This window comes from Pseudonocardia wallangbongensis, from assembly GCF_054486945.1.
Window position 1 is genome coordinate 422,696 of the sequence record NZ_JBRERS010000004.1, and the last position, 25,633, is coordinate 448,328.

A 25,633-nucleotide genomic window follows, 5' to 3' on the forward strand; every position below is an offset into this window, starting at 1 on the left:
GGCGGGTCCTCTCATCTCACCGGCGTGAGCCGGGGCTCAGCACGTCGCGCAGCGCGTCGCCGAACAGGTTGAAGGCCAGGCAGATCACGACGATCGCGAGGCCGGGGAAGAACGCCGCGTACGGCGCGCGGACGATGTACTGCTGAGCATCCGACAGCATGATGCCCAGGCTGGGGCTCGGCGGCTGGATCCCGAGCCCGAGGAACGACAGCAGCGCCTCGCCGATCACGGCGACCGGCATGATCACCGTGGCCTGCACGATGATCGACGACATCGCGTTGGGCAGCACGTGCGTGGCGAGGATCCGCGCGCCCGAGGCGTCCATCGCGGCGGCGGCCAGCACGAACTCGTGGCCCTTGAGCCGCAGCGTCTCGGCCCGCACCACACGGATCATGGTCGGCACCTGCGCGAGGCCGAGCGCGATCGCCGCGTTCGTCAGGCTGGCGCCGTTGATCGCGGCGAGTCCGACCGCGACGATGAGGAACGGGAACGCGAGCAGCAGGTCGGTGAGCCGCGACACGAGCGCGTCGAGCCGGCGCCAGTACCCGGCGAGGAGCCCGAGCGGGGTGCCCACCACGATCGCGAGCGCCACGGCGAGCACGCCGACCTGGAGCGACGCCCGCGTGCCGTACAGGATGCGGGAGAGAATGTCGCGGCCGAGGTCGTCGGTGCCCAGCGGGAACCCGATCGTCCGCGGCAGCTGGAACGGCGTCTCGAAGTGCACCTCGTCGGGCGGGTACGGCGCGATCCACGGGGCGAGCAGCGCCGCGAGCACCACGACGAGCAGCAGTCCGCCACCCACGACCCCGAGCCGGTGGTGCAGCAGCCCGCTGAGGATGCGGCCGCGACGGCTGCCCAGCTCGTCGTCGGTGGCGATCTCCGGCGTGACCAGTGCCATCAGGCGTTCCCTCCCCCTGCGACCCGGATCCGCGGGTCGATCACCGAGTACAGGACGTCGACGGCGAGGTTGATGAGGATGTAGGCGAGCGTCACCACCAGCACGACCCCCTGGATCACGGGGTAGTCGCGCGTGAACACGCTGTCGAGGGTGAGCTTCCCGAAGCCCGGCAGGGCGAAGATCCGCTCCGTGACGACCGCGCCGGAGATCAGCCCGCCCAGCTGCAGCCCGACGATCGTCACGACGACGATCAGGCTGTTGCGCATGGCGTAGCGGACGAGCACGGTGCCGCGCGACGCGCCCTTCGCCCGTGCGGTGCGCACGTAGTCGGCGGCCAGCGCGTCGATCATCGAGGAGCGGGTCTGGCGCATCACGATCGCCGCGAGGCCGGTGCCGAGGATCAGCGCGGGCAGCGTCAGGTGCCACAGCGCGCGCAGCGGCTCCTCGGAGAAGGCCACGTAGCCCGACGCCGGGAACCAGCCCAGCCCGACCGCGAGGTAGAGGATCGCGAGCAGCCCGAGCCAGAAGTTCGGCACCGACAGCGACAGGAGCGACACGCCGCCGACGGCCAGGTCCGGCCAGCGGCCCCGGTACGCGGCCGCGAGCGCGCCCGCGGCCATCCCGAACACGACGGCGATCACGATCGCGTAGAGCGAGAGCCACGCCGTGACCGGCAGCGTCGTGGCGATCAGCTCGGTGACGGGCGTGCCGGTGCGCACCGAGTCGCCGAAGTCGCCGGTGAGCGCGTTGCCCAGGAACCGGAGGTACTGCATGACGATCGACTCGTCGAGCCCGAGCTCCGCGCGGATGGCGGCCAGGCGTTCGGGGGTGGCCTCCTCACCCGCCATCGCGAGCGCCGGGTCGCCGGGCAGCGCCCGCACGCCGGCGAACACCACGACCGAGGCCAGCACCAGGGTGATCAGCCCCTGGCCGAACCGGGTCAGCAGGTAGCGGGCCATCAGTCGCCCTCCCCGGCGAGGAAGGCGGCGCGGCCGAGACGCACGACGCCGTCGGCGAAGGTGGCGATGCCCGCGACGTCGGTGGTGTACGCGGTGAGGTTGCGCTCCCGGTAGAGGTAGAGGATCGGCAGGTCGCGCTGGACGATCTCCACCACCTGGCCGTAGATCCGGGCCCGCGCGGCCTGGTCGTTCACCTGGGTCGCCTCGCGGAGCAGCCGGTCCACTTCGGGGTTGCTGTAGCCGGCGACGTTGTTGCCGGCCCCCGTGGACAGGAAGGTCGACATGTTGCTGTGCGGGTCGATGCGGCCCGACCAGCCGAGCTGCAGGACCTCGAAGTCGCCGCGGTCCTGCGTGTCGAGCAGCGTCGAGTACTCCACCGGCTGGATCGTGATCTCGAAGCCGCCCGCGCGCACGCCGGCCTGCAGGGCCTGCACCAGCCGGAGCTGGTCCTGGCTGTTGCTCACCAGCATCGTGAGCGGGTACGGCGTGGGTGCGCCCGCCTCGGCGAGCAGCTGCCGCGCGCGGGCCGGGTCGTACGGCGGGCAGGCCTCGCTCTCCGGCGTCGAGTACGGGCTCGCGGGCGAGATCGGCGAGCACGCCGGCTCGAACCAGTTGTTGAACACGGCGTTGACCAGCGTGGTCCGGTCCACCGACAGCGCGAACGCCTGCCGCACCCGGGGGTCGGACGCGACCGGCGTGTCGATCCGCCCGGGCGGCTCTCCCACGCCGTCGGTGTTGCCGAGGTTGAACGTCACCCCCTGGTAGCCCAGCGAACCGATCTGGAGGATGCCGATCCCGCGCTCCTGCTGCAGCGCGTCGATGTCCTGCGGGGAGATCCGGTCGGCCACCTGGACGTCGCCGGAGCGGAGGTTGGCGGCGCGGATGTTCGCGTCCGTCATGATCCGGTAGGTGATCGAGTCGAGGTGGACCTGGTCGGCGTCGTAGTAGTTCGGGTCGCGCACCACCGTGATCGACGTCTGCGGCACGCGTTCGGCGAACCGGAACGGCCCGACGCACACCGGGCCGTCGCCGAAGTCGGGACCCAGCTCCGCGAGCGCCGCCGGCGACATGATCATTCCGGCCCGGTCGGCGAGCGAAGCGGTCAGCGGCGCGAACGGCCGCTCGTAGTGGACCACCACCGTGGCGGGATCCGCGACCTCGATGCCGGCGATCGGGCCCATCTCGCTCTTGCGGGCCGAGTCCTCCAGCGTCAGGTGCCGCTGCAGGGTCGTGGCCACCGCGGCCGCGTCGAACGGCGTGCCGTCGCCGAAGGAGATCCCCGTGCGCACCGGGATCGTGACCGTCAGGCCGTCGGCCGAGACCGTCGGCAGCGCCGTGGCCAGCTGCGGGACGAGCTCGCCCTCGGCGTCGATGTCGTAGAGCTTCTCGCAGATCGCGTTCATGACGTAGCGCGTGTAGAGCGACGACGACGTGGTCGGGTCGAGCCGGTCCGGCTCGTTGGACAGGGCCATCACCAGCTCGCCGCCCTCGCGGACCGGGCGGCCGTCGAACGTCACACCGGGGACGTCGGGCCGGGGCGGGGCGGGCACGACCGGCTGCACCGGGATGCAGGCGGCGAGCGCGATCGCCAGCACGCCGCCGACGGCAACGGCGGCCGCGCGCTGGAGGGTGTGGGGCACGGGCGGTCCCTTCAGCATGGTCTGTGGATATCAGATGTATACAGAATGGCGGCGGAGGGCAAGGGCTACGCCGAACGGTCCTGGTGTGACCGTCACTGCACCCCCGATGAGCGCCGGCGCCGGGAGCAGTCGTACCTGGTGTGAACCGCCAGCTCGTGCATCACCGACTACCTCGACCGCGTCCACAAGTACGTCGTGTCGTCCACGATGACCGACCCGCAGTGGGACAACTCCACGGTCCTCTCCGGCGACCCCCGTCACGGAGGTGCGGGCGCTCAAGGAAAGGCCCGGCCAGGACATCGTCGTGACCGGGAGCATCACCTTGTGCCACACCCTCGTCCGGGCCGGGCTCGTGGACGAGTACCGGCTCTTCGTCTACCCCTTCGTCCTGGGGCGCGGGCGCAGGCTCTCGACGGCTACGAGCAGCCTGCGCTCCGGCTGCTCGAGGCGAAGGCGTTCCGCGGTGGGGTCACGTAATCGCGCTACGCGGCGTGAAGATCGTCGAGCCCCTGTACTCAGATCCGGGACTCGCCGGGGCGGGGTGTGGGACTCGGCGTGTCGAGATGGGGGATTCGCTGCGCGGGCATCGGGAGGTCGGCGGGCGGCAGGTCGTCCAGCAGCCCGGCGCGGCCGGCGAGGGCGGCCGCCTCGGTCCGGCTCGCGACGCCGAGGGTCCGCAGCAGGCCCGCGGTGAGACGTTTCACCGTGCGCTCGGAGACGTGCAGCGCCCGCGCGATCTGGGCCGTGCTGGCGCCGCCCGCGATGAGCGTCCACAGGTGTCGTTCCTTGCCGGAGAGCTGCGGGCCGGACCGGGTCGCCGACGGCCGGTTCGTGGCGCCGGTGGCGGCGAGCAGCGACGGGACGAGCCCGCCGTGCGCGCGGGTCCGCAGCAGCACACCGCCTGCGCCCGCGCCGACGAGCTCGAGGACGGTCTGGAGGCTGGGGAGGTGCCGGGCGAGCGCGAGCACCGGCAGGCGGGGCTGCACGCGGCGGATCGCCGAGAGCGCGGCGAGCGGGCCCGGCGCGGCGAGCTCGAGGTCCACGAGCGCGACGTCCGGCCGGTAGCGCCGCACCAGCGTCCCGGCCGACGCGGCGCGGTCGGTGCCGGCCACGACGCGCACGCCGCCGTCGCTCGCCGCCGGCAGCGCCGCCTCCAGGCCGCGGCGGAGCTCCGGCTGCCGATCGACGATCAGCACGCGGACCACCATGTCGTCAGGATGCCCCGGCCACCGCGATTCTCATCGTGGTGCCGACCGATCGGAGGACGGAGCCCGCCCGCTCGTGGTACCGATCCGCAGCGCGACGGGCAGCATGACGTCCGCCGGGTCGCCGCCCTCGACGAGCTCCATCGCGGCGCGGGCCGCGGCCCGGCCCTTCTCCTCGCTCGGCTGCACGACGGTGGTGAGCCGGGTCGGGGCCAGCCAGTGCAGGTCGGCGCCGTCGAAGCCGCCGACGGACAGGTCGTCGGGCACCCGCAGGCCGAGCTCGGCCGCGGCCCGCAGCACCCCCGCGGCGAGCACGTCGCTCTGGGCGATGATCGCGGTCGGCCGCCGCGCCGGGGGGACGTCGAGCAGGAGGCGCGCGGCGGCGGCGCCCTCGTCGACCGCGTTGCTCGGGGTCTCGTAGATCGGGACCGGGCCGAAGACGTCCTCGACGCCCTCGATGCGGTGCCGCACGTCGCGGTAGTGCGCCTGCGCGCGCCGCCGCGGCGTGACCGGGCCGCGGGTGCCGTCCAGCCGCAGCGGCATCGCGACGACCTCCACGCTGCGGTGCCCGAGATCGTGCAGGTGGTGGGCGAGCTCGCGGGTGCCGCGGCGATCGTCGATGTCGATCATCGCGACGCCCTCGACCGCGGGCCCCTCCACCGCCACGACCGGCACGCCGCGGGCGCGCAGCTGCCCGAGCGCCGGGTCGTCCTCGAGCCCGCAGGTGGCGAAGATGGCGGCGTCGAGCGGGATGCGCGCGATCTGGCTCGTCGACGGCCGGCCGACGTCGCCCGCGAGCAGCAGCAACCCCACGTCGTGGGCGCTGAGCACCTCGCTGATGCCGTCGAGCAGCTGCAGCGCCACCGGGTCGCGGAACGCGTAGAGCAGCCGCTCGCCGATGAACGCGCCGACGACGCCGCTGCGGCCGCGGCGCAGCGAGGCGGCGAGGGGATCGGGGCCCGCGTAGCCGAGCTCGGCGGCCGCCGCGAGCACCCGCTCCCGGGTGGCCGGCGCGACGCGGGGGCTGTCGGCGAACGCGAGCGAGGCCGTCGACGGGGACACGCCGGCCCGCGCCGCGACGGCGGCGAGCGTCGGACGGCTGGACACGCCCGAACCCTAGTACGGCAGCGGTAGATCGTGATCATGTTGCTGGTCGGCTGCGGTAGTGGCTGGTTCGGCCACTGTGTCGGTGTCGGGTCGCCGGCCCGGCTGGGTGGCAGCTCATCCGAGCGGACCTGATCGGCTGGACGGGGCCCGCACACACGGCCTTGGGCCGATGCCCGTCGATCCGCGGGGCAAGATCCGAAGTATCGGTTGCCCATGGCTGTCCACACGACCATGAACACCCGACACCTCGGATCTTGACGGGGAAGACCGCAGGTATCGGGTGCCCATGGCTGTCGCCGCAGCCATGAACAACCGATACCGCGGATCATGAACGTGACCGGCGCCTCGCGGTCGGGGCTGTCTCGTCGCGGGATCGGCTGCCGGTGGGCGCGCCGTACCCGGCTCGCAGCCGACCGCCCCACCCTGTCGACCCGGTCCCGGGCGCGGCCACTCCCGTCCGGACCCGACCTCACCCCCGCCGGTGATCCGGTTGGCACCACCACCGTCCCCCCGGGGTCACCGGGGCGGCCGTCCCCGACCTGCCGGCACGCCAGTCCCGACGAGACCGCCACTGCCGACAGCCACTCGACCTGCGGTGGTCCCGCCCGCCCCTTCTGCACTCCCCAGACACCCGGGCGACCCCACGAACAACCCCGACATCGACACCCAGCGGGCCGTGATCGGCCGGATCGGGACATCACACTCACCTATGCACGCCCGGTCCCGTATCCGCTGATCACACCCCACCCTCGGATCGCACCAGGCCGGGCGTCGGCCGGCAGCACACTCGGCGCCGACACCACAGCCTGAGCGGCCCGGGCAACGGCACCACCACCGGTCGAGTCCCACCCAGCCGCAGGATCCCATCGCCAACCGGCGTGCCAGCAGGCCGGGGACGGCCACCCGGATGACCCCCGGGGGACAGCAGTGACGCCAACCCGACCACCCCGCAAAGATGGCGGGGACCAGGCAAACCGGAGGGAACGCACCCCGGACCGGATCGAGACGAGGGCCCCACACCACGAGCCGGGTACGGCGCGCCCACCGGCAGCGAACCCCCAGGCCCGCTCCACCCGACGACCGTCCCGCATTCCCCACCCACCAACGGGACACGAAGGCAGTGGGTGTCCGGTTGCTGGCGCAGTCACGGACCGCGCCCCACCAGCGACGCTGCGCCGGGCACCATCACGAACTCCGGCTGTAGTACCTGCGCCACGAGGCGCTCTGTCGCATCCCCCGCACAGCGGGGAGAGATTGGAGGTACATCTCTGGGTCCGATGGCTTACCTGGATCCGAAAGGCGAAGGGGACCATAGCATGCCAGGAAACCAGCGAACCGTGCCCAGGCGTACGGGGCGGCTCGCTGGGGGACCCGCGTGATACGGCGAAAGCTAGACTGCCTGCATCCCAATCTCCAGAAGGTGAAAAGCCGCACCCATCGGAAAGACGTCCGAAACCGATGCCGGCCCCTGCGGCGGAGTGAGTACTTCTCCGCGGCAACCTCCGGGGACGGAGCGATGCCCAATGAGGGCATTGAAGGAGATGAGTGGGGCGCCTACGTCACGCTAGAAACGTGCAGCAGAGACGAACGTGGGATCACCTGTCGGGCGCGAGCCCCATGGTGACACAGTGCCCGTAGTAGTCGCAGGAGTCACGACCTGCCAGGGAGACGGTAACGCCGATCGCAGGGCGAAGGGGCACAGGTGATCTGGACACGACAACCCGGAAGGTATGCGAAATGCAGAACGCCGACACGGTACTCGCTGTCCTCCGTGAGCGCGGCAGGAAAGGCCTGCCGTGCACCGAACTGTATCGACAACTGTTCAACCCGCAGCTGTACCTGCTGGCCTACGGTCGCATCTACTCCAACCACGGGGCGATGACACCGGGAGCCACGCCAGAAACCGCGGACGGCATGTCCATGGAGAAGATCGACACCATCATCGAAGCGATGCGCCACGAGCGCTACCGGTTCGCTCCAGTGCGGCGGATCCACATCCCGAAACCCAACGGGAAGCTGCGTCCGCTCGGGCTGCCCACGTGGTCGGACAAACTCGTCGGCGAGGTGGTGCGCCTGCTGCTCGAGGCCTACTACGAGCCGACCTTCTCCGACCACTCGCACGGGTTCCGCCCCGGCCGGGGCTGCCACACCGCGCTGCGCGAGGTGGCCATCGGCTGGACCGGGACCACGTGGTTCGTCGAGGGAGACATCTCCGACTGCTTCGGGTCCCTCGACCACGACGTCATGGTCGAGACCCTGGCGGAGAACATCCACGACAACCGGTTCCTGCGGCTGATCCGCAACATGCTGCAAGCCGGGTACCTGGAGGACTGGCGGTGGAACGCCACGCTCAGCGGCGCGCCGCAGGGCGGCGTCGTCTCACCCATCCTGTCCAACATCTATCTGCACCGGCTGGACACGTTCGTCGAGACAGTTCTCATCCCGCAACACACCCAGGGAGTGCGCAGGAAACCCAACCGTGCGCACGAGGCGATCAGGCAGGCGGCGCATCGAGCACGCCAGCGCGGCGACCGGGCGAAAGTCCGGCAACTGCGCCAACAGATGCGCACCCTGCCCAGCCAGGATCCGAACGATCCCGGCTACCGGCGGTTGCGCTACTCCCGCTACGCCGACGATCACCTCCTGGGCTTCATCGGACCGAAAGCCGAAGCCGAGCAGATCAAAGATCAGCTGGCGGCGTTCCTGCGTGACGAACTCAAGCTGGAGATGTCCGCCGACAAGACACTGATCACGCACGCCCGCACCCAGGCAGCGCGATACCTCGGCTACGAGATCATCACCCAGCACGCCGACGACCGGATCACCCGGGGCCGAAGAATGGTCAACGGGACGATCGGGTTGCGGGTGCCCCGTGATGTGATCAAGGCGAAATGCGTCCCCTACCTGCGCCGCGGCAAACCCGAGGCCAGGACGGCCCTGCACAACCTCGACGACTACGACATCGTCGCGACCTACGGGGCCGAATACCGGGGCATCGTCCAGTACTACCTGCTCGCCACCGATGTCTGGCGATTCACCCGGCTCCATTGGGTCGCCGAGACCTCACTGCTCAAAACGCTGGCCGCCAAGCACGAGTCCACCGTGTCCAAGATCGCGGCCAAACACAAGGCCACGATCGAGACTCCACACGGACCGCGGACCTGCTCCGAAGCCCGCATCGAGCGCCCCGGCAAGCAGCCACTGGTCGCACGGTTCGGCGGGATACCCCTCGCACGGGAACGCAACGCGGTCCTCACCGACCGCGACCCGGCCCGACCGGTCACCTACACCCGCAAGGAGCTCATCAACCGACTCCGCCGCGGCAGGTGCGAGCTCTGCCACGAACCGGACAAGGTGCAGGTGCACCAGGTCCGCAAGCTGGCCCAGCTCCCCACCGGTCCAGGCCAACCACCGTGGGCGGCCGTCATGGCCAGGATGCGGCGCAAGACCCTCATCGTCTGCCGCCCCTGCCACGACATCATCCACCACGGACCACCCGTCGCGAACGCGGCATAGATCACTGGAGAGCCTCGTGCATCGAAAGATGCCCGCGGGGTTCGGAGGGGAGCCGCGCGGCAAGGGACCTACACAGGCACCTCGCCGCGCGGCTTACCCGGTTAGACGCCCATCAGATCAGCACCGTGGCGCCGTACTGCTGTTCTGGACGTCCGAAAACAGCAGTACGGCGCCATGACGCGTACCGCCGCCGGCTCCCGCTCAGTGGTGCCGCGGTGTGAGCAGAACCCGGTTGAGCCTGTCGTGCGTGTCCCGTAACCTCGGATCGAATCGATTCGACAGACCGATGGGAGCCGATGTGTCCACGACAGGGGCGCTGCCCTCCGCCCGCCTGCTGAGGGCGCGCACGGCCGTGGTCATCGCCTTCATCGCCGCGGGCCTCGCGTTCTCGTCGTTCATCGCGCGCACGCCCGCGCTGCGCGACGCACTCGGCCTGTCCACCGCGCAGCTCGGGCTGCTCCTGCTCTGCATGTCGGGTGGGGCCGTCGCCGGGCTGCCGCTGTCCGGCCCGCTCGTGCACCGCCTCGGCCCCGGCCGCGCGGTGCTCGCGGGCGCGCTGTCGATGACGGTCGGGCTCGCGCTGCTCGCCGTCGGCATGTCCACCGCGCTCGTCCCGGTCGCCGCGCTCGGCCTGGTCGCGTCCGGCCTCGGCACCGGTGTGTGGGACGTCGCGATGAACGTCGAGGGCGCCGACGTCGAGCGCAGGCTCGGCCGCTCCCTCATGCCCCGGCTGCACGCCGGGTTCAGCCTCGGCACGGTGGCGGGCGCGGGGATCGGCGCGACCTGCTCGGCGCTGGGCATCCCGCTCGCCGCCCAGCTGGTCGGCGTCGTGGTGCTGCTCCCGCTCGTCGTCACGCCCGCGGTGCGGCAGTTCCTGCCGGTGCCGGAGGCGGCGCCCGACGAGCCCAGGTCGGGGTCGGGCGTACTCGCCGCATGGCGGGAGCCACGGACGCTCGTCGTCGGGCTCATGGTGCTCGCGTTCGCGTTCACCGAGGGCTCGGCCAACGACTGGGTCGCCATCGCGATGGTCGACGGCCACGGCACGAGCGAGACGCTCGGTGCGATCGCGTTCGGGTTCTTCGTGGCCGCCATGACCGCGGGCCGGATGGCGGGCGGCACGGCCCTGGACCGCTTCGGTCGGGTCGTCGTGGTGCGCGCCACCGCGGTCGTCGCGCTCGCCGGCCTCCTGCTGATGCTGCTCGGCGGGTCCGTGCCCGTCGCGCTCGCCGGCGCCCTCCTGTGGGGGATCGGGGCGTCGCTCGGCTTCCCCGTCGGCATGAGCGCCGCCGCCGACGACCCGGCCCGCGCCGCCGCCCGCGTCTCGGTGGTCAGCTCGATCGGCTACACCGCGTTCATCGCGGGCCCGCCGCTCATCGGCCTCCTCGGCGAGCACGCCGGCATCCTGCGGGCCTTGTTCGTCGTGCTCGGCGCGCTGCTGCTGGGGCTGCTGGCGGCGGGTGCATCCCGCCCGTTGACTGCAGATTCCCGGAACTGACCTGCGGGAAAGCCGCTTCCGCTTGACGCCGGGCCGTTCCCGAGGACGATCGGCGGGTGCCCAGCCTTTACATCGACGGGAACTGGACATCCGGGTCCGGCGGCCCCGCCGAGGTCGTCAACCCGTACGACGCCGGTGTGATCGAGATGGTCGACCAGGCCGGCCCGGACGACGTCGAGCGCGCGGTCGCCGCGGCGCGCGCGGCGTTCGACACCGGTCCGTGGCCGCACACGCCGGCCGCGGAGCGCGGTGCACTCCTGCGCCGCGTCGCGGACCTGCTGGTGCGCGACAAGGAGGAGATCGCCCGCACCGAGACCCTCGACACCGGCAAGACGCTGGTCGAGAGCCGTATCGACGTCGACGACGTCACGGCGGTCTTCCGCTACTACGCCGACCTCGCCGGCAAGGATGCGGGCCGGCTCGTCGACACCGGCAACCCGGCCGTCGTGAGCCGGGTCGTGCACGAGCCGGTGGGTGTCTGCGCGCTGATCACGCCGTGGAACTACCCGCTGCTGCAGCTGTCGTGGAAGGTCGCGCCCGCGCTGGCGGCCGGGAACACCGTGGTGATCAAGCCGAGCGAGGTCACCCCGCTCACGTCCGTGCAGCTCGTGCGGCTGGTGGAGGAGGCGGGCGCGCCGCCGGGCGTGGTCAACATCCTGCTCGGCGACGGCCGGTCGGTCGGCGCCCCGCTCACCGAGCACGCGGGCGTCGACATGGTCAGCTTCACCGGCGGTCTCGCCACCGGCCAGGCGATCGTGCGGGCGGGCGCGGGCACCGTGAAGCGGGTGGCGGTGGAGCTGGGCGGCAAGAACCCCAACATCGTCTTCGCGGACACGGACTTCGAGACCGTCGTCGACAACGCGCTCACCGCCGTCTTCCTGCACGCGGGCCAGGTCTGCTCGGCCGGCGCGCGGCTGATCGTCGAGGACGCGCTGCACGACGACCTGGTCGCCGAGCTCGGCAGGCGGGCCGACCGGATCCGGCTGGGCAACGGCATGGACGAGGGCACCGAGTCGGGCCCGATCGTGTCGGCCGCCCAGCGGGCGAAGATCGAGGACTTCGTGGCGTCGGCGCACGCCGAGGGCGCCCGGCTGGTGGCCGGCGGGCGCCGGCCGGAGGAACCGGACCTGCAGAAGGGCTTCTTCTACCGGCCCACCGTGTTCGCCGACTGCCGGCGCGACATGCGGGTGATCCGCGAGGAGACCTTCGGCCCGATCCTCACCGTCGAGCGCTTCCGCACCGAGGAGGAGGCGATCGCGCTCGGCAACGACACCGAGTACGGGCTGTCCGGTGGGGTCTGGACCGGGGACGCCGGGCGCGGCGAGCGGGTGGCCCGCGCGCTGCGGCACGGCACCGTGTGGATCAACGACTTCGGCCCGTACGTGCCCGGGGCGGAGTGGGGCGGCTTCAAGCGCTCGGGCAACGGGCGCGAGCTCGGACCGACCGGGCTGGCCGAGTACCAGGAGCACAAGCACATCTGGCACAACACCTCGCCGGGCCCGGCCGGGTGGTTCGGGCGCGGGGAGGCGCGGTGACCAGCGGGACGTTCGACTACGTCGTCGTCGGAGGTGGGTCCTCGGGCTGTGCGCTCGCCGCGCGGCTCTCCGAGGACCCGGACGTCACGGTGTGCCTGCTGGAGGCCGGCCCGTCCGACGTCGACGACCCGGCGATCCTGCGGCTCTCCGACTGGATGGCGCTGCTCGACTCCGGCTACGACTGGGACTACCTGGTGGAGCCGCAGGAGCGGGGCAACAGCTTCCTGCGCCACGCCCGCGGGAAGGTGCTCGGCGGGTGTTCGTCGCACAACTCGTGCATCGCGTTCTGGACCCCCCGCGAGGACCTCGACGAGTGGGCGGCGAGCGGCTGCGAGGGCTGGAGCGCCGACGAGTGCTGGCCGCTGATCGCACGCCTGGAGAACAACGACGGCCCCTGGGAGGGCCACGGCCGCACCGGGCCGGTCACGATCATGCAGGTCCCGCCGGACGACCCGTGCGGCGTCGCGCTGCTCGAGGCCGCGGCCGCGGTCGGGCTGCCGACCGTCCGCTTCAACGACGGCGCGACGGTCTGCGAGGGCGCCGGGTTCTTCCAGATCAACCGCGAGCCGGACGGCACGCGCGCCTCGGCGTCGCACGCCTACCTGCACCCGATCATGGGGAAGCGGCCGAACCTGGAGGTGCGCACCGGCGCGTGGTCCTCACGGGTGCTGTTCGACGGCAGGCGCGCCACCGTCGTCGAGTACCAGCAGGACATCGGGCCGGGCCGCCGGACGGTCGCGGCCCGCCGCGAGGTGGTGCTCAGCGCAGGTGCGATCGACACCCCGAAGCTGCTGATGCTCTCGGGCATCGGCCCCGCACAGCACCTGCGCGAGTTCGGGATCGAGGTGCGCGTCGACGCACCGGGGGTCGGGGCGAACCTGGACGACCACGTCGAGGGCCTGGTGATGTGGGAGTCGGCCCGGCCGATGGTCACCACGTCCACGCAGTGGTGGGAGATCGGGCTGTTCACCCGCACCCGCGCCGGCCTCGACCGGCCGGACCTGATGATGCACTACGGGTCGGTGCCGTTCGACCTGAACACCGTGCGCTGGGGCTACCCGACCACCGACAACGGGTTCTGCCTCACCCCGAACGTCACGCGCGGGCGGTCCCGGGGCACGGTGCGGCTGCGCAGCCGGGACTTCCGCGACCGGGCACGCGTCGACCCGCGCTACTTCACCGACCCGGAGGGCCACGACATGCGGGTCATGACCGAGGGGGTGCGGCTGGCGCGCCGCATCGCCGAGCAGGCGGCGCTGAAGGAGTGGGTGGCCCGCGAGCTCACGCCCGGCCCGGACGCGGTCACCGACGACGAACTGGCCGACTACATCGCGAAGACCCACAACACCGTCTACCACCCGGCCGGCACCGCGAAGATGGGCCCGGCAGGCGACCCGGCTGCGGTCGTGGACCCGCAACTGCGGGTGCGCGGCGTCGACGGGCTGCGTCTGGCGGACGCGTCGGTCCTCCCGTTCCTCCCGGCGATCAACCCGAACATCACCTGCATGATGGTCGGGGAGAAGGCGAGCGACCTGCTGCGTGCCACGCGCTGACCGGCGGACGGGACCGGGGAGACTCGCACCGTGAGCACGGAACAGGCACCGCCGACCAGCCCGTCCGTCGTGTTGCTCACCGTCGCGCACCGGATCGAGACCACGCTCGGTGCCGCGCTCGCCCCGCTCGGCCTGACCGTGAGCCGGCTCGGGCTGCTCGGGCACATCTCGGGCGTCCCCGGTGCGTCGTTCAGCGACCTCGCACGGATGTCGGGGATCAGCGTCCAGAGCGTGCACGCCGCGGTGAAGGCGCTGGTCGCCGCCGGTCTCGTCCGGGACAGCACGGCGCGGGCCGGCGCCGCGTCCACCATCGAGCTCACCCCGGAGGGCGCCCGCCTGCTGCGCGAGGCCATGAGCGCGGTGGACGTGGTCGACGCGCAGCTCTTCGGCCCGGACGCGGACCCGGCGCTCCGGAAGGTCGGCGAGGCGGTCCGAGCTGCCTTCAGGGATCCTGAAGGTGCCTGTTAGGCTTCAGGCAGGCTGAAGCTGGGGAGGCATTGTGGAGGGTCTGCTGCTGTCGGTGCACGTGCTCGCGGGCATCGTCTTCGTCGGGGGCTCGGCCGTGGCGGCCAGCCTGTTCCCGCGGTACGCGCCGGTCGCGGCGTCGGTCCCGGCCGGGGCGCCCGCCGCCGGGCCGGTGGGGGAGCGCAACCACGCCGTGGCCCTGGTGCTGCACCGCATCACGCGCGTGTACGGCCTCCTCGGCATCGTCGTTCCGGTCGTCGGGATCGCGCTCGCGATGACCCAGGGCCGCATGGCGGAGATCTGGCTCAACATCGCGATGCTCCTCACCGCGGCCGCCGGCCTGCTGCTGGCGCTGGTGATCTACCCGAGGCAGAAGGCCGCGCTGGCCGAGCCGGACGGCGGCGCGCGGCTGCGCTCGCTCGCCATGTACGCCGGGATCTACAACCTGCTGTGGGCGGTCGTCGTGGTGCTGATGATCGTGCGACCGGGGGCGGACTGACGCTCCCGTCGCCACGTATCTCGGTTCGATCGCGGCCGGGTCGAATCATCGTTCGTGAAACGAACGGCTGAGATGCTCTCAGAATATCCGTAACGCCGACTTCGAGCGTCACGATAGGCAGATACGCGCCATCCGCGGGGGGTGACGTGGTGAATACGGGGGAATTCATGCGCAAGATTGCGGTGCTGCTCGGCGTGCTCGCGACGATGTTTCTCGCCGCCGGAGTGGCAGCGGCGCAGCCGCGCACCAGCTACGAGGTCAGTGGCACCTGGACGCTCGAGGACGTGCACGGACGCAAGACCATCGTGCCGCGCATCGAGGACGATGTCGTCGAGGTCCGGTGCCAGGGGGACGACCAGGTGCGGGGATACCGGGTCAGCGACCCGGAGCGCGCCTCGTGGGAAGGCATCACCACCGACGGCAGCGCGGTCCAGGTCCAGCCGGACTTCCACGAGATCGGGCAGAACCTGACGCTGACGGTGAGCTGCCGGCTGCGCTGAAGTTCACGGTGAAATGCGCGGGCGGTGCCTTCCGCGAGAAGGCGTCGCCCGCGCGGTGCGTTCCCGGAAAATCGTGCTCACGCCGATCGTGAGGCTGCACCGGACGGCAATGCGGCGACGAGCTCGCCGGGATCCGTGACGGCGCCGCGGGCGAGCTCCTCGGCGAACGCGGCCTCGCCGAGCGTTTCCGTGGCCGCCGCCGCGATCCGGTCGACGTCGCCGCGCTCGGCCGGCGGCAGGGGTGCGCCGACGCCCTCCCGCGCCGCGGCGGCCGCCCCGAGCAGCCGGGCGGCGTGCCGGGGTGCCCCGGCGAGGGTGGCGGCCCCGGCGAGCCCTTCCAGCGCGAGGGCGAGCGCGCGGGGGTCGCCGCCGTCCCGGGCGATGGCGTACCCGGCGAGCTGGTGCCGCAGCGCGTCCCCGGCGTCGGTACGCAACTCCGCGACGAACCCCAGCTCCGCGTGGATCAGGGTGGTGGCGCGCTCGGCGCCGGCGCCGACGTGCCAGGCGAGCACCTCCCGCAGGTGTCGCTCGGCGGCGTCGAGCCGGCCGGTGCGTCGCTCGCCGAGGGCGAGACCGGTGAGGGCGTAGATCCGGCCGGGCGCGAAGCCGTGGGCGACCGCCGTCTCCACGGCGCGCCGGTGCAGGTCCTCGGCCTCGGTGAACCGCCGCTCCAGCAGGGCGACCCGGCCCAGCCAGGACAGCTGGTAGGAGACCTCCGCCCACAGGCCGAGCTCCTCGGCCATCCGCAGGCCGGCGCGATGCTGCTCGGCGGCGTCGGCGTAGTTGCCGGCGCGCTCGGCGAGGGCGCCGAGCGCGAACGTGGCCTGCACCTGGCCCCAGCGGTCGCCCACCTCGCGGAACAGCTCGGCGGCCCGTTGGGCCTGCTCGGCTGTGCCGGCGTAGAAGGTCTGACCGACGCGGTCGGCCAGCGCCGCCGCGGTGCCCCACCGGTCGCCCAGCGCCTCGAAGGTCTCGAGCGCGGCGCACGTGAGCGGCGCGGCCCGGTGGTCGGCCACGGTGGTGAGCGCGTAGCCGAGGAACCACTGGGCGCGGGCCCTGGCCACCGGGTCGGTGACGGCGGGGACGTCGAGCGCACCGTCGGTGGGCGGCTCGCCGTCGAGGACGCGCAGCGCGGTGAGCCAGGCCGCGGCCTGCGCCCGGAGCCCGGCCGGCGCCGCCCCGGGCCCGGCGAGTGCCGCGCGCAGCGACCGGACCGCCTCGCCGGTGCGCCCCCGAAGGAACCAGTACCAGCACAGGGCCTGCACGAGCCGCAACGCCTGCTCGGCGCCGTCGGCCTGCCGCACGAGGTGGTCGACGGCGGCACGCAGGTTGGCCGCCTCCGCGTCGAGCCGCTCCAGCCAGCTCCGCTGGTCGGCGCCGCGCAGCTCCGGCTCGGCCCGCTCCGCGAACGCGAGGAAGCGGGCGCTGTGGCGCTGCCGGACGCGTTCGAGCTCGCCGACCTCGGCCATGCGCTCGAGCCCGTACGCCGCCACCGTCTCCAGCAGCCGGAACCGCGGGGCCTGGGCGACCACCAGGGAACGGTCGACGAGCCGGGTGAGCAGGTCGAGGACCTCGCCGGGCCGCACGTCCTCGCCCGAGCAGACCGCCTCGGCCGCCTCCAGGTCGCAGCCCTCGGGGTGCACGGCGAGGCGCCGCAGCACGACCTGCTCGCCGGGGGTGAGCAGCTCCCAGCTCCAGTCGACCACCGCGCGCAGGGTGCGCTGCCGGTCGGGTGCGTCGCGCGGGCCGCCGGCCAGCAGCGCGAACCGGTCGTCGAGCCGCGCCAGCACCCCGTGCACGCCGAGCGCCCGCACCCGCCCCGCGGCGAGCTCGAGCGCGAGCGGCAGGCCGTCGAGCCGCCGGCAGATCGCCGCGACCGCGGGTGCGGTGCCGGCGTCGAGGACGAACCCGGGTGCTGCCGCCGCGGCGCGCGCCACGAACAGCCGCGCCGCGCTGGACGCGCGCACCGCGTCGAGGTCCCCGGTGGCCGCCGGCGGATCCAGCGGTGGGACCTCGTGGAGCACCTCGCCCGCCAACCCGAGCGGTTCGCGGCTGGTGGCGAGTACCCGCAGGCCGGGTACCGCCCGCAGCAACCTCGCGGCGACCGGGGCGACGGTGTCGACGACGTGCTCGCAGTTGTCGAGCACCAGGAGCACCGGCGAGCCGGGGAGCGCCTCCGCGATCCGCTCCTCGAGGTCGCCGGAGTCGCGGAGCCCGAGCGCGGCCGCAACGGCGGCGACGACCCGGTGCTCGGCCGGGCTCCCGCCCTCGGGGCACACCTGCCGGTCGAGCCCGGCGAGCTCGACGAGGCATGCGGCGGGCTGCTCGCGGGTGACCGCCACCGCCAGGCTCGTCTTGCCGACGCCGCCCGGCCCGGTGAGCGTGACGAGCCGGGCCGCGCGGAGCTGCTCGTGCACCCGGGCCACGGCGTCCTCGCGGCCGACCAGCTCGGTGAGCGGGGCCGCGATCGATGGCCGCGGGCGCGCGGGCGGCCCCTGCAGCGCGGGGTCCTGCGCGAGGATCGCGCGCTGCACGGCGGTGAGCTCGGGACCGGGTTCGAGGCCGAGTTCGGCGACGAGCGCGGCGCGCAGCTCGGTGAACCCGGCGAGGGCTTCACCCTGCCGCCCGGCGCGGTAGAGCGCACGCATGTGCAGGCCGCGCAGCCGCTCCCGCAGCGGGTGGCGGGCCACGAGCTGCCCCAGCTCGGCGACGAGCGGACCCAGCTCCGCACCGCCCAGCGCGAGCAGCGCGTCGGCGCGTTCCTCCTCGGCGGCCAGCCGCTCCTCGTCCAGGCGCGCCGCGGCCGCTACGGCGAACGGCTCGTCGCGGACGTCGGCAAGAGCCGGGCCGCGCCAGATCGCCAGCGCGTCGGAGAGGACGGCGGCCCGCTCGCCCGCGTCGGGGGTCTCCCGGGCCCGGGCGGTGAGCGCGCGGAACCGGTGGGCGTCGAGCGCGCCGGACCCGAGGCGGAGCAGGTACCCCGGTGGCTCGCGGACCACGAGGTCGCGCCCGCCGGCTCGTTCCAGCGTGCGCCGCAGCTGCGAGACCTTGGTCTGCAGCGTGTTCAGCGGGTTGCCGGGCTCCTGCCCGCCCCACAGGTGCTCCACCAGCCGATCGGAGGCCACCAGGCGGCCCTCGTGTACGAGGAGGTCGGCCAGCAGCGCGCGGACCTTCCGCTCCGGCACCCGCACCGGCGAGCCGTCGCCGGCCCACACGGCGACCGACCCGAGCACCCCGAAACGCACACCGGCCACGTTAGCCACTCCGGCATCGCCGTCACCTCAGGTGCCGACCTGCTGGATCCGGATGAACTCGAGATGCCGCTCGTACTGGTCGAGGACGTCGTCGGTCAGCTGCTCCTGCGTGTAGTCCATGACGTCGTAGCCCTGCCCGCCATCGCGCAGGTGGACCTCGAGCTGGCAATAGGTGTCCGTGCCCTTCGGGACGACCCGCCCGCCGTAGACCGGCATCGGAACCTCGCGTAGCCGGATCTGGTACCGGAACGGGCTCTCCTCTCCCATGTCGGCCACGAGCTCCACGAAGGTTCCGCCGTCCTCGTCGCGGTCCTGCCGCGCCCGCGCGTCCACCCCCCGCTCCTCGAGACACGTGGCCACTTCCGCCATGGCGGGCAGCGCCACGCCCGTCAGGAACTCCTCGGCGCGCTCCCGGCCGGGGAACGACAGCACGCGGTCGAGCCTGCGCCGCCAGCCCGGGACGTCGGCCCGGTGCCCGTCGGAGACCACCCGGCCGGACAGCGACGACAGCAGGCTGCGCTGGTGGCTCTCCACCTGCAGGGCTTCCATCCGAAGTGCCCGGAACAGGCCGAACATCACCAGCACCAACACGAACGCGAACGGCAGCCCCATGATGATGGTGGCGTTCTGCAGGGCGGGCACACCCCCGACGACGAGCATTCCGACGGTGAGCAGGCCGGTGGCCACCGCCCAGAAGATGCGAACCCACGGTGCGCCGTCCGACTTCGCGCTCGGCAGGTGGGAGGTCAGGTTGGCCATCACCAACGCGGCCGAGTCGGCGGAGGTCACGTAGAAGAGCAGGCCGACGAAGGTGGCGATGGAGGCGATGAACGCGACCGCCGGGTACCGGGCGAGGAGCTCGTAGAAGCCCTGTGCGTTGTTCTCCACCGTGTTCTCCCCGAACGCGGTGTCGCCGTCGCGGATGACGTCGATCGCACTGTTCCCGAAGATCGAGATCCACATCACGATGTAGGAGAACGGGATGATCAGCGTCCCGGTCACGAACTGGCGGATGGTGCGTCCGCGCGAGATCCGGGCCAGGAACAGCCCGACGAACGACGCCCACGCGATCCACCACGCCCAGAAGAACAGCGTCCACGTGTTGAGCCAGTCGACCGGCCGGTCGTAGGCGAACGTCTGCAGCGTCATCCCGGGGAACGAGCTGACGAAGTCGCCGACGTTCTGCACGAGCCCGTTCAGCAGGAACACGGTGTCACCCGCGACCAGGAGGTAGAGGGCCAGCCCGATCGCGAGCAGCACGTTGAGCTCGGACAGCAGCCTGATGCCCCGGTCGACACCGCTGACCGCCGATACCGTCGCCATCACGACCGCGACGGCCACCAGGCCGACCTGTGCCGCCGTGCCCTCGGGGATCCCGAAGAGGAAGTACAGCCCGTAGTTGAGCAGCACGACGCCGATGCCGAGCGATGCAGCGACCCCGAAGATGGTGCCGAGCACGGCGGCGAGGTCGACGGCGTTGCCGATTCCACCGTGGATCCGCTTCCCGAACACCGGGTACAGCGCGGACCGGATGGCGAGCGGCAGGTGCCTGCGATAAGCGAAGTAGCCCAGCGCCATGCCCATCAGCGCGTACATCCCCCAGCCGCTGATCCCGTAGTGGAACAGGGTCCATACGGTCGCCTCCTCGGCCGCTTGCAGGGTGCCGCCCTCACCTCGGGGCGGGGCGAGGTACTGCGTGACCGGCTCGACGACGGCGAAGAACATCAGGTCGGTACCGATACCGGCCGCGAAGAGCATCGACGCCCAGGCGAACGTGCTGAACTCCGGACGCGAATGCTCGGGCCCGAGCCTGGTCCTCCCGAACCGGGACGCGCCGACGAAGATCACGAAGATCAGGATGACCGTCGAGAGCAGGATGTAGAACCAGCCGAACCATTCCGAGATCCATGCCACCAGCACGCCGATCGTGTCGGCGGCGGCTGCCGGGGCGACGATCGCCCAGAGCGCCACGACGAGCGTCAGAGCGGCCGAGCCGTAGAAGACCACGGGCTTGATCCGGGTGCTGGCCTCCGGACCTGTCGATGTTTCAGCCTGGCTCCCGTTCATCGAGCCTCCCCGTTCCGCCAATGCCACAGCCGGCCGTCACGACGGGACGACCTCGATCGGCGCAGCTTCTCACGTCCGGCGTCGGCTGCGAAGAGTTCTCCTCGCGTCGCTTCCGGCTGCCGCGGATCCATGGTCATGTCGACACCACAGGTGCTCGACCAGGGGACGAACCCGCTGCCGACCGCGGCCGGCCTCGGGACCCCGCAGGCTCGAGCGGGTCGTGCCCGAGCGACATCAGCCGGTGCCACCATCCGGACTGCCCCGCCGAGGCCTCAGCAGCTGGTCTCGATCTCCTCGGCCGCCTGGCACGCGTCGGAGCGCTCGTCGCCGGTGGCGACGGCGAGGCGCTGCAGCAGCGTGCGGAGCGTGTCGCGCTCGGAGGGGTCCAGCGGCCCGAGGATGTGGTCCTCGACCCGGCGCAGCCTGCGTTCGACGTCGCACAGCCGGGCCCTGCCGTCCTCGGTGAGCACGACGCGCCGGGCGCGGCGGTCGGCGGGGTCGGGCTTGCGCTCGACCAGCCCGGCCTTCTCTAGGTCGTCGAGGAGGTAGGTCATCACCGTGCGGTCGACGCCGAGGCGCTGGGCCATCGCCAGCTGGCTGCCGGCGTCGCCGCGGGCCGCCGAGGAGAGGACCTGGTAGCCGCGGGGACCGCCGGGGACGTCGGCCACCGCCTCCGCGGCGATCCGCAGGTAGGAGCGGGTGACGGTGCCCAGCGCCCAGCCGAGGTCGGACTCGACGTTCGAGGGGCTGGTCACAGGGCGATGGTACCGGGAATGTGGCGTGGGAGACGCTCTGTTGACACGATCGTCTGCATCACAGACGATCTGAAGGACAGCTTGCGTTCCCCTGGAAGGACCCCGATGACCCTGTTCCGACTGGACAGCAGCATCCGCCGCGAGGGCTCGGTGACCCGCGAGGTCGCCGACAGCCTCGAGCGGTCCTGGATCGCGCACCACCCGGACGATTCCGTCGTCCGCCGCGACCTCGGGGCGAACCCGTTGCCGTCGGACGCCTGGCCCACCGCGGCCACGGCGCAGCACCTGCCGGAGGACCAGCAGACGCCGGAGCAACGCGCCGCGCTCGCCCTCGCCGGCGAGCTGGCCGACGAGCTCGTCTCCGCGGACGCCGCCGTGATCGGCGTTCCGCTCTACAACTTCGGCATCTCGCAGCACATCAAGACCTGGATCGACCTGCTGCTCACCTCCCCGCAGCTGCGGCCGGGCGGGGACACGAGCCCGCTGGCCGGCCGTCCGGTCACGCTGGTGATCGCCCGCGGCGGCGGGTACGGGGAAGGCACGCCGCGCGAGGGCTGGGACCACGCCACCCCCTACCTGCGACGCATCTTCGAGGACGTCTTCCACGCCGACCTCACCGTCGTCGAGTGCGAGCTGACCCTCGCCGACGTCAACCCGGCCATGGCCGAGCTGCGCGAGACGGCGGCGGCCCTGCGCGTCCGCGCCCACGAGCACGCCGTCGAGACCGGCCGCGCGATGGCGCAGCGCCTGAGCAGCGTCGCGTAGGAACCCCGTCCGCGGGTATCGCTCCTCCCACCACTCCCGAAGCGAGAGGACGGACGATGGTCGCCTTCGGCTACTCCCTGCTCTGCGAGCAGCGTGGACCGCGCGAGCTGGTGTCCGACGCCGTCGGGGCCGAGGACGCCGGGTTCGACTTCGCGGTGATCAGCGACCACTGCTTCCCCTGGCTCGACAGCCAGGGACACGCACCGCACGCATGGCCTGTGCTGGGGGCGGTGGCCGCCGCCACCGAGCGGATCCCGCTGATGACGTACGTGACGTGCCCGATCATGCGCTACCACCCCGTCGTGGTGGCGCAGAAGGCGGCGACGGTGGCGCTGCTCGCGGGCGAGGGGCGCTTCTGCCTCGGGTTGGGGTCGGGGGAGAACCTCAACGAACACGTGGTGGGAGCGGGCTGGCCGCCGGTGAACGTGCGCCACGAGATGCTCGGCGAGGCCGTCGAGATCATCGGAGAGCTGTTCACCGGCGGCTACGTCAACCGCAGCGGGACGCACTACCGCGTCGACTCGGCGAAGCTGTGGGACTGCCCCGAGGCCGGTGTGCCGATCGCCGTCGCGGTGTCGGGGGAGCAGTCCGTCGAGGCGTTCGCGCCGGTGGCCGACGCGATGATCGCCGTCGAGCCGCTCCCGGAGCTGGTGGGCGGCTTCGACGCCGCCGCGGGCACCACGCTGCCCAAGATCGGCCAGCAGCCGATCTGCTGGGGGCCGAGCCGCGACACGGCGGTCGCCCGCGCGCACGACCAGTTCCGCTGGTTCGCGGGCGGCTGGAAGGTCAACGCCGAGCTGCCAGGCACGGCGGGCTTCGCCGCGGCCACCCGGTTCGTGAAACCCGACGACGTCGCCGGTGCCATCCCCTGCGGGCCGGACGTCGCGGCGCACGTCGATGCGGTGCGCCCGTACGTCGATGCCGGGTTCACCCACGTCGCCCTCGTCCAGGTGGGCGGCGACACCCAGCCCGACTACCTGACCTTCGCCGAGCGCGCGCTGCTCCCGGCCCTCCGCGAGGAGTTCGGCAAGTCCGACGTCCCGCCGATCCGCGTCCGCTGACTGGAAAGGATTGCAGTTCGTTACACAGGTCGCTGACCGCTGAGATCGAGTCTCGTGCACGCTAGGGGTTGACGCCGTCCGCAAACGGTTTCAGACTTCCGCACGCAACGGCGGACCAACGACGGGGGACTCGTGGCAGCGACGATCCGCGACGTCGCCCTCGCGGCGGGCGTGTCGCAGGCGACGGTGTCGCGCGCGCTGTCGATGCCCGACCTGGTGCGCCCGGCCACGCGGGCCCGCGTGGAGGCGGCGGCGCGGGATCTGGGCTACCGGCCCAACCGGGCCGCCCGCGGCCTGATCACCGGCCGCACCGGCAACCTCGGCCTGATCGTCCCCGACCTGTCGAACCCGTTCTTCGCCGCGGTGGTGAAGGGCGTGCAGGCCGCGGCGCGGGCGGCGGACCACTCGGTGTTCATCGCGGACACCGACGAGGAGGCCGGCGTCGAGGCCGACCTGCTCCGGGCGCTGGCCAAGCAGGTCGACGGCCTGATCCTCTGCTCGCCGCGCGCCCCCGACGACGAGCTCGCCGCCGTCGACTCGGACACCACGGTCGTGCTGATGAACCGCATGGCGGGCGATCGGCCGAGCGTCACCGTCGACAACGCCGACGGCATGCGGCAGGCCCTCGATCACCTGGTGGCGCTGGGGCACCGCCGCGTCGCGTTCGTCGCGGGCCCCCGCACGTCGTGGTCCAACACGCAGCGGGAGAAGGGCCTGCACCGCACGGCCGAGCCGGGTGACGTCGACCTGGTGCACCTCGGCCACTTCCCGCCGCAGTTCGAGGGTGGCGTCGCGGCGGCCGACCTCGCGGTCGCGTCCGGGGCCACGGCCGTGATCGCCTACAACGACCTGGTGGCGCTCGGCCTGCTCAGCCGCCTCGGCGCCCGCGGCATCCCGGTGCCGGCGGCGATGAGCGTGGTCGGCTGTGACGACATCGGCATGTCGGCCATGAGCCACCCCGCGCTCACCACGGTCTCCGTCCCCAAACGCGCGGCAGGCCGGGCCACCGTCGGGTTGCTGCTGTCGCTGCTCGACGCGGGCGCGGACGGGAGCCCGATGCACCGCGAACTGCCCACCCAGCTCATCGTGCGCGGCACCACGGAGGTCGCGCCCCCGACGAAGGGAACCACCCGATGACCGTGCAATGGCGCAGGGCACTCATGGCGGGCGGGATCGGCGCGATCCTGCTGCTGTCCGGCTGCGGTGCCCCGGAGAAACCGGGCAGCACCGAGGTGCCGGCGGGCCAGGTGCCGGACAAGCCGTCCGCGCCGGTGACGCTCAACATCCTCGACGTGGCCGGCAACCTCCAGCTCACACAGGGGATGATCGACGACTTCGTGGCGAAGAACCCGGACATCGTCTCCCGGGTGACCACGGAGAAGGCGGCGGCTCCCGAGATGGCCGGCAAGGTCAAGGCGCAGCAGGACGCCGGCCGGCTCGGCATCGACATGGTGCTCACCGGCACCGACGGCCTCTCCGCCGGCACCGAGCAGGGGCTGTTCACCCCGCTGCTGCCGCAGTTCGCCGACCGGCTCTCGGGCATGGACTCCTACCTGGAGCCCGCGGCCGCGATGCAGGAGCTGGCCGCGGACCAGGGCGTGGTCGTCACCTACTACCCGTCCGGGCCGCTCATCGAGTACGCGCCGGACCGGGTGCCCACCCCGCCGAAGACCGCGCAGGAGCTGCTCGCCTACGCGCAGGCCAACCCCGGCAAGGTCGGCTACGCGCGCCCGTCCAACTCGGGGCCGGGTCGCACCTTCCTGATGGGCCTCCCGTACATCCTCGGTGACTCGGACCCGAAGGACCCGGTGAACGGGTGGGACAAGACCTGGGCCTACCTGGCCGAGCTCGACAAGACCATCACGTCCTACCCGTCGGGCACGTCGGACACGATGAAGAACCTGGCCAACGGCACGTACGACATCATCGTCAGCACCACCGGCTGGGACATCAACCCGCGGGCGCTGGGCACCGTGCCCGCCGAGTACCAGGTCGGCACGCTCGAGGGGTTCACCTGGGTCACCGACGCGCACTACGCCGCGATCCCGAAGGGCGTCTCCGCCGACAAGCAGGCCGCCCTGCTGGCGCTGATCCAGTTCATGCTCACCCCCGAGGAGCAGGCGAAGGCCTATGACACGGGCTACTTCTACCCGGGACCGGCCGTGGACGGCGTCACCCTGGACATGGCGCCGCCGGAGTCGCAGCAGGTGATCCGGCAGTTCGGGCGGCCCGAGTACGACGCGCTGATCGCGGACAACCCCAAGGCCACCCCGCTCGAGACGAAGGACATGGTCGCGGCGTTCGACCGCTGGGACCGGGAGATCGGTGGGGGCAACTCGTGACCGAGCTTGCGAGGTCA

The 25,633-nt window shown here is 72.4% G+C and carries 19 protein-coding genes and 1 pseudogene; 12 read left to right on the forward strand and 8 right to left on the reverse strand.

Annotated features, from left to right (window positions below; translation table 11 throughout):
• Nucleotides 1–16: 16 nt before the first annotated feature.
• Genes ACU436_RS17200 through ACU436_RS17210 form a run of 3 tightly spaced genes read right to left on the reverse strand, consistent with a single transcriptional unit; the run spans nt 17 to nt 3,515 of the window.
• Nucleotides 17–898 carry an ABC transporter permease gene (locus ACU436_RS17200; RefSeq protein ID WP_459026396.1) on the reverse strand — a complete coding sequence of 294 codons (882 nt, stop codon included), beginning with the start codon at nt 896–898 and terminating at the stop codon, nt 17–19.
• Nucleotides 898–1,857 carry an ABC transporter permease gene (locus ACU436_RS17205; protein WP_459026398.1) on the reverse strand — a complete coding sequence of 320 codons (960 nt, stop codon included), beginning with the start codon at nt 1,855–1,857 and terminating at the stop codon, nt 898–900. Before ACU436_RS17205 ends, ACU436_RS17200 begins: the two co-directional genes overlap by 1 nt.
• Nucleotides 1,857–3,515 carry an ABC transporter substrate-binding protein gene (locus ACU436_RS17210; RefSeq protein WP_459026399.1) on the reverse strand — a complete coding sequence of 553 codons (1,659 nt, stop codon included), beginning with the start codon at nt 3,513–3,515 and terminating at the stop codon, nt 1,857–1,859. Before ACU436_RS17210 ends, ACU436_RS17205 begins: the two co-directional genes overlap by 1 nt.
• A 286-nt stretch (nt 3,516–3,801) precedes the next feature.
• Here ACU436_RS17210 and ACU436_RS17215 point away from each other — a divergent pair.
• Nucleotides 3,802–3,855: pseudogene (locus ACU436_RS17215) on the forward strand (hypothetical protein); the annotation flags it as partial.
• Between the two features lie 157 nt (nt 3,856–4,012).
• Here ACU436_RS17215 and ACU436_RS17220 read toward each other — a convergent pair.
• A complete protein-coding gene (locus ACU436_RS17220; RefSeq protein WP_459026400.1) occupies nt 4,013–4,705 on the reverse strand; it encodes a LuxR C-terminal-related transcriptional regulator in 693 nt (230 codons plus the stop codon).
• A 30-nt stretch (nt 4,706–4,735) separates the two neighbouring features.
• A complete protein-coding gene (locus ACU436_RS17225; RefSeq protein ID WP_459026403.1) occupies nt 4,736–5,809 on the reverse strand; it encodes a LacI family DNA-binding transcriptional regulator in 1,074 nt (357 codons plus the stop codon).
• 1,737 nt (nt 5,810–7,546) lie between these two features.
• On the opposite strand from ACU436_RS17225, the gene ACU436_RS17230 reads away from it, so the two are divergent.
• The 7 genes from ACU436_RS17230 (at nt 7,547) to ACU436_RS17260 (ending at nt 15,372) form a co-directional block, all read left to right on the forward strand.
• Nucleotides 7,547–9,325, forward strand: a complete 1,779-nt coding sequence (locus ACU436_RS17230; RefSeq protein ID WP_459026405.1) for a reverse transcriptase/maturase family protein — start codon at nt 7,547–7,549, stop codon at nt 9,323–9,325.
• A 298-nt stretch (nt 9,326–9,623) separates the two neighbouring features.
• A complete protein-coding gene (locus ACU436_RS17235) occupies nt 9,624–10,820 on the forward strand; it encodes an MFS transporter (RefSeq protein WP_459026407.1) in 1,197 nt (398 codons plus the stop codon).
• Between the two features lie 56 nt (nt 10,821–10,876).
• A complete protein-coding gene (locus ACU436_RS17240; RefSeq protein ID WP_459026409.1) occupies nt 10,877–12,355 on the forward strand; it encodes an aldehyde dehydrogenase family protein in 1,479 nt (492 codons plus the stop codon).
• The gene (locus tag ACU436_RS17245; protein ID WP_459026411.1) at nt 12,352–13,908 is read left to right on the forward strand and encodes a GMC family oxidoreductase; all 1,557 of its coding nucleotides are present in this window, start codon (nt 12,352–12,354) and stop codon (nt 13,906–13,908) included. The genes ACU436_RS17240 and ACU436_RS17245 overlap by 4 nt, the downstream gene beginning before the upstream one ends.
• Before the next feature lie 30 nt (nt 13,909–13,938).
• Nucleotides 13,939–14,376 carry a MarR family winged helix-turn-helix transcriptional regulator gene (locus tag ACU436_RS17250; protein ID WP_459026413.1) on the forward strand — a complete coding sequence of 146 codons (438 nt, stop codon included), beginning with the start codon at nt 13,939–13,941 and terminating at the stop codon, nt 14,374–14,376.
• 31 nt (nt 14,377–14,407) lie between these two features.
• Nucleotides 14,408–14,872 carry a hypothetical protein gene (locus tag ACU436_RS17255; protein WP_459026415.1) on the forward strand — a complete coding sequence of 155 codons (465 nt, stop codon included), beginning with the start codon at nt 14,408–14,410 and terminating at the stop codon, nt 14,870–14,872.
• Nucleotides 14,873–15,039: 167 nt separating this feature from the next.
• The gene (locus tag ACU436_RS17260; RefSeq protein ID WP_459026417.1) at nt 15,040–15,372 is read left to right on the forward strand and encodes a hypothetical protein; all 333 of its coding nucleotides are present in this window, start codon (nt 15,040–15,042) and stop codon (nt 15,370–15,372) included.
• Between the two features lie 77 nt (nt 15,373–15,449).
• On the opposite strand, the gene ACU436_RS17265 is transcribed toward ACU436_RS17260, so the two are convergent.
• From ACU436_RS17265 to ACU436_RS17275, 3 genes are all read right to left on the reverse strand, one after another.
• Nucleotides 15,450–18,617, reverse strand: coding sequence for a BTAD domain-containing putative transcriptional regulator (locus ACU436_RS17265; RefSeq protein ID WP_459026418.1), 3,168 nt, complete (start codon nt 18,615–18,617; stop codon nt 15,450–15,452).
• A 36-nt stretch (nt 18,618–18,653) separates the two neighbouring features.
• Entirely contained in the window at nt 18,654–20,693 is a 2,040-nt protein-coding gene (betT, locus tag ACU436_RS17270) for a choline BCCT transporter BetT (RefSeq protein ID WP_459026420.1), read from the reverse strand.
• Nucleotides 20,694–20,965: 272 nt separating this feature from the next.
• Entirely contained in the window at nt 20,966–21,448 is a 483-nt protein-coding gene (locus tag ACU436_RS17275; protein ID WP_459026422.1) for a MarR family winged helix-turn-helix transcriptional regulator, read from the reverse strand.
• A 105-nt stretch (nt 21,449–21,553) separates the two neighbouring features.
• Between ACU436_RS17275 and ACU436_RS17280 the strand changes: the two genes are divergently transcribed.
• The 4 genes from ACU436_RS17280 to ACU436_RS17295 all read left to right on the forward strand — a co-directional run bounded on the left by ACU436_RS17280 (nt 21,554) and on the right by ACU436_RS17295 (nt 25,616).
• Complete coding sequence (locus ACU436_RS17280; protein WP_459026424.1) at nt 21,554–22,213, forward strand: FMN-dependent NADH-azoreductase; 660 nt, start codon at nt 21,554–21,556, stop codon at nt 22,211–22,213.
• Between the two features lie 56 nt (nt 22,214–22,269).
• Entirely contained in the window at nt 22,270–23,274 is a 1,005-nt protein-coding gene (locus ACU436_RS17285) for a TIGR03557 family F420-dependent LLM class oxidoreductase (RefSeq protein ID WP_459026426.1), read from the forward strand.
• 132 nt (nt 23,275–23,406) lie between these two features.
• Complete coding sequence (locus ACU436_RS17290) at nt 23,407–24,411, forward strand: LacI family DNA-binding transcriptional regulator (protein WP_459026428.1); 1,005 nt, start codon at nt 23,407–23,409, stop codon at nt 24,409–24,411.
• Nucleotides 24,408–25,616 carry an extracellular solute-binding protein gene (locus tag ACU436_RS17295; protein ID WP_459026430.1) on the forward strand — a complete coding sequence of 403 codons (1,209 nt, stop codon included), beginning with the start codon at nt 24,408–24,410 and terminating at the stop codon, nt 25,614–25,616. Before ACU436_RS17290 ends, ACU436_RS17295 begins: the two co-directional genes overlap by 4 nt.
• Nucleotides 25,617–25,633: the final 17 nt, after the last annotated feature.